The organism is Nonlabens dokdonensis (assembly GCF_002162835.1).
GTDB lineage: Bacteria > Bacteroidota > Bacteroidia > Flavobacteriales > Flavobacteriaceae > Nonlabens > Nonlabens dokdonensis_B.
Window position 1 is genome coordinate 43,352 of sequence record NZ_MAAX01000108.1, and the last position, 14,472, is coordinate 57,823.

Consider the following 14,472-nt stretch of genomic DNA (forward strand, 5'->3'; position numbering starts at 1 on the left):
CTTGTTTTAATTTTAAATGAATCGCAAAAATAACAAACTTTGGATTAAAACCACGTTTTAGTCATTTGAGTTAACTTGCAATTTCATTTATTTTATTTAATTAACTAACTCACTCGAGGCTTTACAACAAGCTTGCCATTAATTTATATGAAGAAAATAGTAATCTTAGCCAGCGGTAACGGTACTAATACTCAAGCAATTATAGATAAATATAATAGTTCTAATGAGGTGCAAATTTCTTTAGTTTTATCTAATAAACCACAAGCACATGTGTTAGAAAGAGCACGACTAGCAGGTATTCCAGCAATGAGTTTTAATAGGTACGCTTTCGCGAAAGCGGGACAAATACAATCTATTTTAAAGCAAGAACAGCCTGATTTGATCGTTCTAGCAGGATTCCTATGGAAAATTCCAAGTTTTTTAATTGAAGACCATCCTAATAAAATTATTAACATTCATCCTGCATTATTGCCTAATTATGGTGGTAAAGGAATGTATGGTATGAATGTACATCGATCAGTTATTGAAAATAAAGAGCAAAAAAGCGGTATTACCATACATTATGTAAATGAAAATTATGATGAAGGTGCGATCATTAAGCAAGCAACTTGTCAAATTGATGAAAATGATACTGCCGAAGATCTCGCGAGTAAAATTCATCAATTAGAACATGAACATTATCCTACAGTCATTGCTCAACTTTTAAAATAATGGATCAAGTACATATTTATACAGACGGTTCTTCTAGAGGTAATCCTGGACCAGGTGGTTATGGTATTGTAATGATTGCGGTGGGAAAAAATTTTAAAAAAGAATTTTCTCAAGGGTATCGTAAAACGACTAACAATCGCATGGAACTACTAGCGGTTATTGAAGCATTAGAAAAAATTAAACCAGATCATGAAGTTGCTATCACTGTTTTTACTGACAGCCGTTACGTGAGTGATGCGGTAAATAAAAACTGGATTGCAGGATGGATCAAACGCAAGTGGAAAAACGTGAAGAATCCAGATCTCTGGAAACGGTTTATTAAAATCTACAATCGCACACAACCTAAAATGCAATGGGTTAAAGGTCATAACGATCACCCCATAAATGAAAGGTGTGATGCTCTTGCCGTAAATGCAGCACTAGATAAAAGTAAACACTTAGTTGACGAGGGTTTTGAAACGGCAGAGAAAGGATTGTTTTAGTTTTATTATATTCAAAAGACTTATTTAGACAGAAGATCTTTGTAAAGTTCTAAATCATTTATTATGAAAAACCTCCTTGATCACTTGTCATTCCGCACTCGATGTGGAATCTGTTTGATACTATTCTCAATACTTTTAATTGCCTGCGACAGCGACGACGCACCATCTCAAGAAAGTTTATTACCACCCATTACCATGACAGGAGAAAACACATTTGGTTGTTTAATCGATGGCAAGTTTTTTAGACCTAGGGATGGGAACACCTCAATTAATATAGCAAATAGAGGTTTGAGGGTTTTGCGATCTGAAACAAATAATATAGAGTTTGAAAGCCATGATTTCAAAACTAATGTTGCTAGAACCTTCATAATTCATGTTGAGGATTTACTATTATCTGGTGAAGGTATTTATGAAGTAAACACATCAAATGGTTTACGAAGTTTAGATGGTAACAACAATTCTTACATTCATTGTACAACCAAAAGTCCTCTTACTGATGAGCAGGCGTTTTACACATCTTATGACAATTCTGGAAACATTTATATTGAGGAACTGCTTTTAGATTCAGTAAACGGTAATATCATCTCTGGAACCTTTAATGCTAAGTTGACTAACATTCTAAATCCACAAGACACTGTTTTAATTAACAAAGGACGATTTGACATTAACTCAATAACAATATTACAAACCACTTTTAACTAAAAGGCTGCTCATAATAATGGCTGCCCTTGAAGGCTTAACAACTAACGAAACCTTATCACTTAACATATTAAATCTATGAAAAAAATAATTCTTATAGTAGGATTAGTACTATCATTATGCAATGGTGTTGCTCAAAATCAAGATCCTACTTTGGATGTTGCTCTAAATAATGTTAATCAATCTGCGGTAAGCAGTGGGATTATTTATGAGCGTACGATGCAACTTGCCAATCTTTATAATTTCAATAGAGAAGAAGGTTTTAATGTCGCTAATTATAAATATTTCAAACAGGCATTACTGGAAATGCATAACGCAAGTAACAAAAATTTATTTGTTAATCTAGATCAACTGGACGGGCAACTAGAACAAGAAGCTCAAAATATAGTACCTATAGGTATTTTGAATACAGACTTTCAGTTGCTAAATTATAACATGGATAATGAGACTTTAGGTGGTTTATTATATAATGAAGACACTAAGCGATTTTCTCAAATTAATGGTAGACCACCATTTTATACCTTGCATACTACCGTCATAGCTCCATTGAAAAAAGTAGTAAACGAAATCGAGATTAACTATAAAATGCAACCGGTTTTAAGTAATTACGTAAATCCATAATATTGTTAATAGCTCGTATCTTAATTTACATTAGAAAACAGTTAAAAGACTAATTATCAAGTTTATTAGAGAATATTGTTTTACTTTTAGAGTAGTGATTGAACAGAGCGCTTTAGCGAAAACATAAAATTTCAAATTATGAAAACCATTTATCTACTTCTCATAGTATTACTTGCCACAGCCTGCGACAGCGACGACGCACCATCTCAAGAAAGTTTATTACCACCCATAACCATGACAGGAGAAAACACCTTTGGTTGTTTGATCGATGGCAAGTTTTTTAGACCTAGAGATGGAAATGGAAATTTTACCAGTACGAATAGAGGAATGAGAGTAAGACAAACGGAAAATGTTAATATAGAGCTAGATGCGAGAGATTTTAAAAGTGATAGGACTTCAAACATTTTGATTCACTTAGAAAATTTAAATCTAAATGGTGTAGGTGTCTATACTCTTGGTGAATCTAATGGATTAACGGGAATAGACGGTAACGACAATAACTATATTCATTGTAGAATTTGGAATGATGAAACTAACAGTTATGAAGGATATGTTTCCTACACAAATTCAGGATCTGTAGAAATATCTTACATTAATTTTATACAGGACGAAGAAAATATAAGGAGTGGTACTTTTGAAACAAGATTAGTTAATATTATTAACCCTCTAGATACTATAAAAGTTGAGTTAGGTCGATTTGACTTAGAAAGTTATTCATTAAGAAATACAACATTTAATTAAATAATGCTCCTAGAACCAAAGTCAAATAATTTTTAATAATCAACATCAATCAATTATTAAACTTCCAAATTTATGAAAAAAATTATTCTAAGCATCTGGATATTGCTATCGTTAAGTAATGTCATGTCGCAAAACCCAGAAGCTACTCTTGACGACGCTTTGCAAAATGTAAATCAGAGCACTGTGACTAGCGGTATAATATATGAGCGTACCATGCAACTAGCTAACCTATACAATTTCAATAGAGAAGAAGGTTTTAACACAGCAAACTACAAATATTTTAGACAAGCGTTATTAGAAATGCATAATGCGAGTAACAAAAATTTATTTGTTAACATAGATCAACTGGACGGGCAACTAGAACAAGAAGCTCAAAATATAGTACCTATAGGTATTTTGAATACGGACTTTCAGTTGCTAAATTATAACATGGATAATGAGACTTTAGGTGGTTTATTATATAATGAAGACACTAAGCGATTTTCTCAAATTAATGGTAGACCACCATTTTATACCTTGCATACGACAGTTATTGCACCGCTTAAAAAAGCAGTGGAAGGAAACAATGTTACCTATAAGCTCAACATCAATTATTTGTTTCAAAATCAGCAACAAAAGATCAAGACTTTATCCGCAGATTTTGGTGATGGCGTTAACCGAACGTTAATTACTAATCAACAACTTATTTCTCAAAATATTACAGTTCCTTATGCTACTAGTGGTGTTAAAACTGCCACTTATCAAGTTACTTATGAAGATAACAGTTCGCTTACTACTTATTCTACGCTATATTTTAAGAAAACGCAAGGTCTACAAAAGAGTATCGGATTGCTGTGCGCTGGTACACAAGGATTAGGAACTACAAAAAATGATACTTTACAGGCTGATATTTCTTTTCAAGGCTATAATAATGATCCATCAGATCCTAATCGAGATCCAACCATTAAAGCAAAAATTCAATACCGCACCTATTTTGCAAATAGTAACTCTAGTGGTGTCGTTAATAGTCCTATTATCATTTTAGATGGCTTTGATCCAGGCGATAAACGTAAAATAGAAGATTGTGATTGTGAAAATGATGCTGACTGTCTGAGCGTTAATTTGAATAGTGACGGTAGCTTTAACGGTGATGATTATAGGAGTATAGTTGATTTGCAAAATTATCAAGATAATTTAGGGTTTACTCAAAATGTATTAAATTCTTTAAGAGAACGAGGCTTTGACGTGATCATCGTTAACTTTCCCACTTACAAGACAGATGATTTAAACACTCCAGAAGTTATTCTCGATGAAGTAGAGATAGATGGTGGTGCTTATTATATAGAAAGTAATGCCTTTGCATTAGTTAAATTATGACAGGAAACCAGAGATTTACTGGCTGCTAATGGAAGCGATAAAAAAATAAAACTTATAGGTCCAAGTATGGGTGGGCAAATCGCAAAATATGCGCTTTCTTATATGGAAAAGCAAGAACAAGATACAGGAAATAGTGCCGTTTGGGATCACAATGTATCTCACTATGTGAGTTTTGACAGTCCACATTTAGGAGCAAATATACCTCTAGGAGATCAGGCTTTACTTTACTTATTGAGCGGCGAGTCTGCTGCTGCAAAAGAATTTTATGAAGAAGAACTTGCTAGCCCAGCCTCTAGGCAGCAATTAATAGAATTTCATCAACCTAAAATGGTAGATGTTTTAGGCATGCAAGTTCCTAGTAATTCACAAGTTCAACAATCACTTCTCAATGCTAGAACAATATCACAAGGCTTTTCACAAAATCATGGGGATGATTTTTTCAAATACACTATAACAACCAATTCAACAATGGGGTTTCAGGTTCCAATGGTTTTCCTTTAAAAACTGTTAATCTTGCCGTAGTAAATGGTTCTTTATCTGGTAGTACTCTAACAGATTATGTGGAAGATGAACGAGCTTATCATTTTGGAAATGATAGCCAGCGTGTTTTTAACGCAACTGCTCATGCAAGAGTTAAAATTGATTTACCTATAGAAAATATAGTATTTAGAGTTCAAGTAGCTAGTTTAGATTCACATTTTATGCCTTCATCAGGAAGTTCTGATAAGAAAATCGCTAGATTTTCTAATATTCGTTCTTCTGAAAAAGTGACTAAAGCGCCTAACTTCAATAATAGAGGGAACATGGATAATGTTTCAGGTGGTTACTTTGATGTTCAAGGTCAGATTCAAAGTTCTGTTGAAGGTGGACCACCACCATTTAACACAGTTAACCACATTCCCCTTTTACCTTCTGCTCAAGGTTTTCTTTACTCGCAACTTCATTTATTTGGAGCAAATGCAAGCGGAGAATACCGTTTTAGCGACGGTAATAACCCTATCAATTCATTCATACCTACTTTTTCAGCTATGGCTCATTTAAATCCAGATCAAGATTGGAGCAATCCTTTAAGTTTTAATCTGACTTGCGAGTCAAATACCCTAACACCTTTTGACAGTTATTACGGTGAGAGTTTAAATACGGAACATGTTAGTTTTAATCAGAAAAGTATAGATTGGTTGCTAGGTAATTTTGCCTTGGATGTTGGAGATGTTTTAGAACCAGTTTTCCCTATTGATACTGCTAGCTTTTCTAGTCCAGACACCATGTGTGTAGGTGATATTGTAACTATAGGATTTGAAGATGAGTGTAAAGTGGCAAGTGCTCCTACTTATATTGTACATAGCGATAATTTAAGAATAGTTTCTCAAAATGGATATTCTGCTCAGGTAGAAGCCCTATCAAATGGTGTAGGCTATATACAAGTAAATATCAGTAATAGCGTAGGTCCTTCACAAGGATTCGGTCGTCAAATTCATGTGGGTACTCCTAATTTAGATAATGCCTTTGTTACTGAAATTGATTCAAGTACATTTTTATCTCTTTATCCACCTAATAATTTTTGTGATCTGGTAGCATTAAGAATAGATGGGATAGAACGATTTGATTTAGTGGATGAAATTGAAATGCAAAAATTACCCACATCTATAGCTTACTGGGATGGAGATCAAAGAACAGGAAGAGATAATACCGTAGGCATTTACCCTAATTGTAATGAACTATTTAGATTTCAAGTTAGAGCTAGAAATGCTTGTGGATGGTCAGAATGGGTAGAATTTGTAAAAGATATAGACGGTTGCGGTAACGACTGCTCTTCCACAAGTTCAAGCAATATCGTAAGTAACAATTTCATTATTTCTCCTGTACCAGCGAGTACCATTATTGCAATAGATATGATTCAAGATCCACAATGGACATTCTATACCAAGGCATGTAGTGATGGCATTGCAGATGTAGGTGGAACAACCCATTGTACCTATTTTGTGAGTATTCAATTATATGACTTTAGCGGTAATCAGGTTTTGAACATTTCTCATCATGAGTTAGGGACATCATTCGATATTTCTCATTTAACAACTGGTACTTATGTAATGCACGTTTCTCATGGCGGGCAAACTGAAATACACCAAATACCTATAAATTAGAACAATATATTTTCTGAAGCCTCTATTATTTTGCAATAGAGGCTTCTTTATTTTAATATGTTGTTTGTTGATTCCTCTTTCGTGAAAGCGAGATAGATCAACCTTCATACTTCTTTAACAACATATATTTTACCAAACCATAATCATGGCTTACTTTTGCTTATTCAAATTTATTCTAAATAAGAATGAGTAACACCATTGCACATCTTAAACGTGGGGAAACAGCTATTATCAAAGAATTTGATGAAATCGATGTTCCTTTAAAATTATTAGAAATGGGGTGTTTACCTGGTAATCGTGTTACCATGATGCAATCTGCTCCATTTAAAGATCCTATTTATCTAGATATAAACGGGACACATCTAGCCATAAGAAGAGAAACAGCAGTAAAAATAAGCGTGGAACGTCATGGGTAAATCAATTAATGTTTCTCTAATCGGTAACCCTAATACTGGTAAAACATCGCTTTTTAATAGACTTACTGGTTTAAACCAGCAAGTAGGAAACTATCCAGGTATTACGGTAGAGAAAAAAGAAGGCGTTTGTAAAATAGACCGCAGTCTTAAAGCTCATATTCTAGATTTACCTGGTACGTATAGTTTAAATACTACCTCGATAGATGAGAGTATAGTGGTAGAAACACTTCTCAATAGAAATTCAAAGGACTTTCCAGATGTTGCCGTAGTGGTGTCTGACATTGAGAATCTAAAAAGAAATCTTCTTGTTTTTACTCAGATTAAAGATCTTGAAATTCCTACCATTCTAGTCATCAATATGGCAGATCGTATGGAGCGCAAAGCGATCTCTCTTGATATTGATTTGATGCAAAAAGAACTCAATACAAGTGTTGTTCTAGTAAGTGCTCGCAAAAACCAAGGAATTGATGAGTTAAAAAAAGCGATTGCAAATTACAAACAACTCACAACAGAGCCTTGTATGAATGCTTCTGTCATCGATACAGAATATTTCAATACACTTAGAAATACATATCCTAATCAGCTGGTTTACAAATTATGGCTGGTGATCACCCAAGATGTAAACTTTGGGAAACTAGACCGCAATAGAGATATAGAAGACTTAAAAAAGCACAAGTTTGATATAAAGTCTGAGGCCGATCTTAAGAAAATGCAACACAAAGAAACCGTGGTGCGCTATCAGTTCATAAACGGTCTGCTTAAAAAAGTCCTAACTGTTGATAAAGTAAATGCAAAAGATTTAAGATCAAGACTGGATCGTATTTTACTTCATAAAGTCTGGGGTTATTTAATATTCTTTTTTATCCTCCTACTTATTTTTCAGGCCATTTATGACTGGAGCACCTATCCTATGGACTGGATAGATGGGACATTTGCTAGTATAAGCTCTTGGATCAATAGTACATTCCCAGCAGGACCATTTACAGATTTGTTTGCAGAAGGTATTATTCCGGGCTTAGGTGGCATCGTTATTTTTATTCCTCAAATCGCTTTCTTATTTCTGTTTATAGCTATACTCGAAGAAAGTGGTTATATGAGTCGCGTGGTTTTTCTCATGGATCATATTATGAAACGATTTGGTTTAAGTGGTAAAAGTGTTGTGCCACTAGTATCAGGGACCGCTTGTGCCATTCCGGCTGTTATGGCGACTAGAAATATTGAAGACTGGAAAGAACGATTGATCACTATTCTGGTAGTTCCTTTTACAACATGTTCTGCTCGATTGCCGGTTTACTTGATCATTATCGCATTAGTAATTCCAGATGAGCGCATTTTAGGAGGTGCATTTAACATGCAAGGACTTACTTTAATGTTATTGTACTTATTAGGTTTTGGCGCGGCTATATTCTCTGCTTGGGTATTGAATAAGGTGTTACCTATAAAACGCAAAGCATTTTTTGTAATGGAAATGCCTGCTTATAAGCTGCCTATGTTTAAAAATGTAGCCATCACTGTTATAGAAAAAACCAAAAGCTTTGTAGTAGGAGCAGGAAAAATAATCATGGCGATTTCTATCGTTTTATGGATTCTTGCAAGTTACGGCGTAGGCGACCAGTTCAACGGAGCCGAGCAAATCGTTACAGAAAAATATGCCAGTCAAAATTTAAGTCAGGAAGAACTCGATCAAAAAATCGCTTCTCATGAACTAGAATACAGTTTTATAGGTTACATAGGTAAAGGAATTGAGCCAGCGGTAAGACCATTAGGTTATGATTGGAAAATAGGAATTGCTATTGTAAGTTCTTTTGCCGCTCGTGAAGTTTTTGTAGGTACTCTTGCGACCATTTATAGTGTAGAAAGCGATGGTGAAGAAGAGCAAACTATAAAAAATCGTATGGCAGCAGAGACTAATCCTATTTTAGGCGGCCCATTATTTAATTTTGCCAGTGGTATATCGTTGCTGCTTTTCTATGCATTTGCTATGCAGTGTATGAGCACGCTTGCTATCGTAAAACGAGAAACCAATAGCTGGAAATGGCCAGCAATTCAATTTTTATTCATGACCGCAGCTGCCTATTTTGCAGCACTAGGTGCTTTTCAAATTTTGAAATAATGTACATCGCACAAACGATATTAGTAGTTTTAATAGCTGTTTCAGCACTTGTTTGGTTGTTTAGAAAATTCTTGTTCCCTAGTAAATACAACTCCTCAAACTGTGGTGATGGAGATTGTGGCTGTCATTAAAGTAAGTGTTGATCTCGCTTTCTATTTTCTTTTTTGAAAATAGAAGTTTATGCTGAACTTGTTTCAGTACGAAAGCGGAATAAAAAATCACCTCTCTTGAGGCATGTGAATAAATAGAATCATATTGCAGTGCAGTCACCTTTTCTCTTATTTTTACAACTATGAATAAGAATCCGATAGGTTTTTTTGACTCTGGAGTAGGCGGCACAAGCGTGTGGAAAGAGGTAATAGAACTGTTACCTCATGAAAATACCATTTACCTAGCCGACTCGAAACACGCGCCTTACGGGCGTAAGTCTAAAGAAGAAATCATTGCGCTATGTGTAAAAAACACTGAATACTTACTTAACCAAAACTGTAAAATCATTGCAGTGCCTTGTAATACCGCTACTACAAATGCGATTAGTTACTTGCGCGCTAATTATGATGTACCGTTTATAGGGATAGAACCAGCTATAAAGCCTGCGGCGCTCAAAAGCGACACAAAAAAGATAGGAATTCTTGCTACTAAAGGAACCTTATCTAGTGAGTTATTTAATAAAACTCAAAAAGAGTTTACTCAAGATGTGAACACCATTGAAATAGTAGGTACAGGAATCGTTGAGCTCATTGAAGCTGGGAAAAAAGACTCTCAAGAAATGTATGACCTGCTTATTAAAATCACAGAACCGTTCATGATTTCTGGAATAGATTATCTGGTTTTGGGATGCAGTCACTATCCGTATATTAAAGATCGGTTACAAGAATTGTTACCAAACAGAGTGCGTATTATAGACTCTGGAGCAGCAGTAGCAAGACAAATGCTCAACGTTTTAAAATCTAAAAATTTATTGAATGTAAGTGAAAAGCCTGGTGAGCATGTGCTTTATTCTAATTTACAAGTACAAACACTTGATTCTTTAACTAGCGAGGTTGCTAACAGAAAAGTGTATTTACTAGATTTCTAGGAATGATTATCTAAAATACTCAAACAATCCCAACTTCTTACTTGGACTAACTGGCAACTCTACTTTTCCTAATAGTACACTGCCGCCTTTTCCTTTTTTATAAGCCGTGACGTGAGAAACATTAATCAAATGAGATTTATGAATACGCGCAAAACCTTTATCAGATAACATATCATCAAAATGTTTCAAAGTTTTAGAAACCAGTTTTGTATCGTTTTCTAGATAAATATGTGTGTAATTATCGTCTGCACTACAATAAATAATGTCTTTGATAGGCAAGACTTCAAAACCTTCTTGAGTAGGAATGGTGATCTTATCAGTAAGTTGTGAGCTGTTTTCTTCTTTGATACTTAAATCTACGTTCACCTCACTTTCTCGTGTTTTTATCGCTTGTACTATTTCTACTGCTTTGATCAACTCATCTATGTCAATAGGCTTAGTCAGATAATAAGCCGCCTGCTGATTAAGCGCATCTTTTGCATACTGGTCATAAGCAGTAACAAAAACGGTTTCAAAGGTTCTATTAGGTAATTTGTCTAGCAAATCAAACGCAGTACCAAAAGGCATTTCTACATCTAGAAAAACCAAATCCACCTCAGTATGTTCAAGAATTTTAAAAGCCTCATCTACATTAGTCGCTTCATTCAATACGCTAACGTCCTTGCAATATTTGGCAATATAGTTCTTCAAGATATCTCTAGATATTTGCTCGTCTTCTACAATTATGGCGTTTAGTTTCATGGGTTCATTCTGTTTTCCAAATGTTAAATTCTTCTCTGACAATTTGTAATATCTCACACATGAATTGTAATTCATCTACTTCTGGATACTCTTCTAAATAGTAATCTGGACTACTGTAGCTAAAAGAATTGTTCCGATTGTGGGCTCTGACCTGAACATAAAAAATTTTTCCGTCAACCGTAGTTGAAAATGTACTTGACGCGTAGTATTTTTTAAAAGCTTTTCCTCTCTTATCTATTCCTTCATCAATTATTATGTCATTTCTTTTCTCTAGTTTCCAATTTATTTTACTCATTGTCGGTAAATCAAGAGCATAGCTTCTTATAAAATTTTGAAACACAAAATCAGAATCACTTATAGGTATCAACTGCCTTTTTATGACTTGAGGTTCTAAACCATTAAAATGTTCATAAAAGTGAGAAGACCATTTATCAGAGTCATCTTTGAACATTACAAATACAGATGAGTAAGTAGTGGTGCCTCCACCTTGATAAATACGGATTTCAGATTTGTGGGATAAGGAATCAGGTATCTTTAAATCTGAGTTTATTTCACTCACGTTTTGTCCCATGAGGATTGACGTACTTAAAATAGCCATTATAATTTGTATTGTTTTCATAACTACAACTTTTTAAAGATATACTGCAAGTCGGTCGTCCACATCTTAATTCCTCATTAAAACCACAACCTCAGTCCCCACATCAGGACTCAATCCAGCATCAGTAACTTTGATATCTATCTCGCAATCGTGCAACTCATTTAATAAGGCCACACGGTTTTTAATATTGCCCAAGCCTTTAGAATCGCGTTTCTTTTGATGTTCTGTTTTTATGGCTTTGGACTTTTCTCTCCCGATGCCGTTATCTGTTATGGTGACTTGGATTCCTTTTTCCGCTTTCGCGAAAGCAACATCTAAAAAGCCTTTTTCTTCTTTATAACGCAATCCATGCCACACGGCATTTTCAATGATAGGTTGCAGCAACATAGGCGGTACTTTCAATTTTGTATCTCGCAATGAAGGATCAATTTCTAAGGTATAATCAAATTTATCCTTGAATCGCTCGTGTTCTAGTTTTAAATACAAACCTAAGAGATCAATCTCTTTCTCTAGCGGCATAAAGTCTAACTCACTATTCTCTAAAACACTACGCATGAGTTTTGAGAAATCGGCAAGGTATTTATTTGCAGCACGTTCATCATTTTGAGCGATATAGTTGTTTACAGAATTGAGCGCATTAAATATAAAATGCGGATTCATCTGACTGCGTAATGATTTTAAAGCAAGTAAATGGTTGTTGATCTTTTGCTGTTTATTATTACGATACATAAAGTAAGCAAGTGTAAGAAGCAGTAAACTAAGCGCTACAAGTGAATAAATGATCCATCGCTGGCGCTGGTTCATTTCTTGTGTGAGCTCGCGCTCTGTGTTTACTAATGCCAGCTTATTTTCTGTAAGCTCTCGGTCTTTTTCTAAAGTTAAAATTCTAGTCTGTTTAGCTACAAGTTCTTTTGCTCTTCTTGCTGTAGCTTCTAGCTCATTTTCTTTTTCTAGATAAAGGGCATCGACTGTGTTGATGTATAATTCATTGTAATCCAATGCTTTTTTAGTATTTCCGGCTTTTTTATTGAGCTCATAAAGGTTTTTTGCAGCATCTTTTTTTACTTCAAGATCATTATTTGTGGTTGCTTCTTCTAGACTGGACTCGTAATAAGTTATGGCATCACTTATTTTATTTTGAGCTTTAAAAGCTTCAGCAATTTTGAGTTGTTCTTTTTGTTTAGAAAGGCCATCAATCACTTCATTTTTCAATGGTTCTACTGTAGGAGTAACCACTACTTCTTCCAGAGAGCTTTCTTCTTCAAGATCATTCACCACTATCTCTGACTCATCTTGCAGCTGCTTATCTACAGAGTTTAAAAAGCCTTTAGTACCTGACTGCTTTTTTGCCTTATTTTCATCACTTCTTTCCCTAGACTTAATGCTATCTAGAAGCTTAATGTTATTCTTACGCAAAGCAATCTCTTCATCAAATCTGGAGTTGCTGTTATAAAAATCTGCTGTTTGAGACTGTATTTGTGCATTTACAATAGGACTTTCCTTCTTTGATTCAATTATTGCCTGATCAAAATAAACCTCAGCATCATCTTCTCTACCGAGATCATTTAAGAGTTTAGCAATTTTAGAATTGATGGTAGTTACCTGTTGAGTACGTTGCTCTTTTTGGGCAAGTTGCAAGGCGTTCTTATAGGTTTCTAATGCTAGGTCGCCTTGGTTTGTTTTGGCATATGCATCTCCTAAACCGGTCCATCGCCTTATATTTAAATCATCAGTATTTTGATTATTTGATGATTTTGACTTTTTACTAGAAGGTGAGTCCAGACTTTTATATGCAGTGATCGCTTCTTGATAATTACCATTTAATCGCAAGGCATCTGCCTTTTTTACAACAAGCTCTGTATTAGAAACAAGCTGAGCAGCTTGATTATAATTAGATACAGCAAGATCGTATTGTTCATTAAAAAGGTACAAATCACCTAACTTTTCATAAGCTGCGCTCTCTTGAATTTTAGTTAAGGACTTAGGATTATTAGAAAGAGCAGCGATGAGGAAGTCTGCAGTTTTTTTTGCGTCTTTTCTTAGGTATTCTTGAGCACTGTCCATCGCCACTTGATAGCTTAAAGTACTTAACTCTTTGGCATCTTTTTCTTGATTTTGAACACGTATTTCAATGTCGTTTCTAGTATTGATGCGGTAATAAACCGTTTCAAAATTAAGGCCTCTTATGGTTACTTCTTCACCCATATTTGCAGGTAAAGTAAATCGCCCTAAAGCATCTGTAGTGGTATATCTACCCATTTTACCTTCAATATTTACCCCAGAAATAGGCTTTCCACTCTCTGTAAGCACACGACCTTCTAACACCATACTAGTACTAGAGGTACGAGACTTCTGATTGGAAGTGTTTTGAGCAAAATTGATTTGTACACAAAACAGTAGGAAAATAAATAAGAATAGATGTTTCATTTCGGTGTAAACTTAGTCATTAAAAAATATATGACTCTTTGTAAATAGCTTGTTTTAGGCATTTAAGATGGTGTTTTTTCCGCTTTCGCGAAAGCGAACTCACCAGCATACTTCTTTCACTCATTCAAAACTGTCTTTCACTCATTTCAACTATTAATACGGTTTTATTCCAGATAGATTTGGATCAAAATCAAGAAAAATGAAAAAGGTCATCACGTCAATTTTAATGTGCACCGCTCTGGTAATGAACGCACAACACATGGGTAACTTTAATAGTAAGGTTGCCGATATGGATATTTCTAGAGCAAATATTGCGACCAGTATGGGAAACGGCGCTGCTTATGG

General features: G+C 34.8%; 14 protein-coding genes. 11 read left to right on the forward strand and 3 right to left on the reverse strand.

Features of this window, described 5'->3' with window-relative positions; genetic code table 11:
* Nucleotides 1-147: 147 nt before the first annotated feature.
* The 11 genes from purN (at nucleotide 148) to murI (ending at nucleotide 10,361) form a co-directional block, all read left to right on the forward strand.
* Nucleotides 148-711 (forward strand): phosphoribosylglycinamide formyltransferase, encoded by a 564-nt coding sequence (gene purN / locus A9Q93_RS07005; protein WP_303686670.1) that lies wholly within the window; start codon nucleotides 148-150, stop codon nucleotides 709-711.
* Nucleotides 711-1,193: a ribonuclease HI gene (rnhA, locus tag A9Q93_RS07010; RefSeq protein ID WP_303686671.1), complete on the forward strand. Its 483-nt coding sequence runs from the start codon at nucleotides 711-713 to the stop codon at nucleotides 1,191-1,193. Before purN ends, rnhA begins: the two co-directional genes overlap by 1 nt.
* Nucleotides 1,194-1,256: 63 nt before the next feature.
* Nucleotides 1,257-1,895 carry a DUF5025 domain-containing protein gene (locus tag A9Q93_RS07015; RefSeq protein WP_303686672.1) on the forward strand — a complete coding sequence of 213 codons (639 nt, stop codon included), beginning with the start codon at nucleotides 1,257-1,259 and terminating at the stop codon, nucleotides 1,893-1,895.
* A gap of 75 nt (nucleotides 1,896-1,970) precedes the next feature.
* Nucleotides 1,971-2,513 (forward strand): hypothetical protein, encoded by a 543-nt coding sequence (locus A9Q93_RS07020; RefSeq protein WP_303686673.1) that lies wholly within the window; start codon nucleotides 1,971-1,973, stop codon nucleotides 2,511-2,513.
* Between the two features lie 138 nt (nucleotides 2,514-2,651).
* Nucleotides 2,652-3,254, forward strand: coding sequence for a hypothetical protein (locus A9Q93_RS07025; protein ID WP_303686674.1), 603 nt, complete (start codon nucleotides 2,652-2,654; stop codon nucleotides 3,252-3,254).
* A 72-nt stretch (nucleotides 3,255-3,326) separates the two neighbouring features.
* Nucleotides 3,327-4,610, forward strand: a complete 1,284-nt coding sequence (locus A9Q93_RS07030) for a hypothetical protein (protein ID WP_303686675.1) — start codon at nucleotides 3,327-3,329, stop codon at nucleotides 4,608-4,610.
* Nucleotides 4,611-4,628: 18 nt separating this feature from the next.
* A complete protein-coding gene (locus A9Q93_RS07035) occupies nucleotides 4,629-5,111 on the forward strand; it encodes a hypothetical protein (RefSeq protein WP_369674701.1) in 483 nt (160 codons plus the stop codon).
* Between the two features lie 59 nt (nucleotides 5,112-5,170).
* The gene (locus tag A9Q93_RS07040) at nucleotides 5,171-6,754 is read left to right on the forward strand and encodes a T9SS type A sorting domain-containing protein (RefSeq protein ID WP_303686676.1); all 1,584 of its coding nucleotides are present in this window, start codon (nucleotides 5,171-5,173) and stop codon (nucleotides 6,752-6,754) included.
* A 185-nt stretch (nucleotides 6,755-6,939) separates the two neighbouring features.
* Nucleotides 6,940-7,170, forward strand: a complete 231-nt coding sequence (locus tag A9Q93_RS07045) for a FeoA family protein (RefSeq protein ID WP_303686677.1) — start codon at nucleotides 6,940-6,942, stop codon at nucleotides 7,168-7,170.
* Entirely contained in the window at nucleotides 7,163-9,283 is a 2,121-nt protein-coding gene (feoB, locus tag A9Q93_RS07050; protein ID WP_303686678.1) for a ferrous iron transport protein B, read from the forward strand. Before A9Q93_RS07045 ends, feoB begins: the two co-directional genes overlap by 8 nt.
* A 292-nt stretch (nucleotides 9,284-9,575) precedes the next feature.
* Nucleotides 9,576-10,361: a glutamate racemase gene (gene murI / locus A9Q93_RS07055; RefSeq protein ID WP_303686679.1), complete on the forward strand. Its 786-nt coding sequence runs from the start codon at nucleotides 9,576-9,578 to the stop codon at nucleotides 10,359-10,361.
* A gap of 6 nt (nucleotides 10,362-10,367) precedes the next feature.
* Here the strand turns inward: murI and A9Q93_RS07060 are convergent, their stop codons facing one another.
* The 3 genes from A9Q93_RS07060 to A9Q93_RS07070 are packed head-to-tail and all read right to left on the reverse strand — an operon-like array spanning nucleotide 10,368 to nucleotide 14,127.
* Nucleotides 10,368-11,102: a LytTR family DNA-binding domain-containing protein gene (locus A9Q93_RS07060; protein WP_303686681.1), complete on the reverse strand. Its 735-nt coding sequence runs from the start codon at nucleotides 11,100-11,102 to the stop codon at nucleotides 10,368-10,370.
* A gap of 4 nt (nucleotides 11,103-11,106) precedes the next feature.
* Nucleotides 11,107-11,721 (reverse strand): hypothetical protein, encoded by a 615-nt coding sequence (locus A9Q93_RS07065; RefSeq protein ID WP_303686682.1) that lies wholly within the window; start codon nucleotides 11,719-11,721, stop codon nucleotides 11,107-11,109.
* A gap of 45 nt (nucleotides 11,722-11,766) precedes the next feature.
* The gene (locus tag A9Q93_RS07070; RefSeq protein ID WP_303686683.1) at nucleotides 11,767-14,127 is read right to left on the reverse strand and encodes a histidine kinase; all 2,361 of its coding nucleotides are present in this window, start codon (nucleotides 14,125-14,127) and stop codon (nucleotides 11,767-11,769) included.
* Nucleotides 14,128-14,472 lie beyond the last annotated feature (345 nt).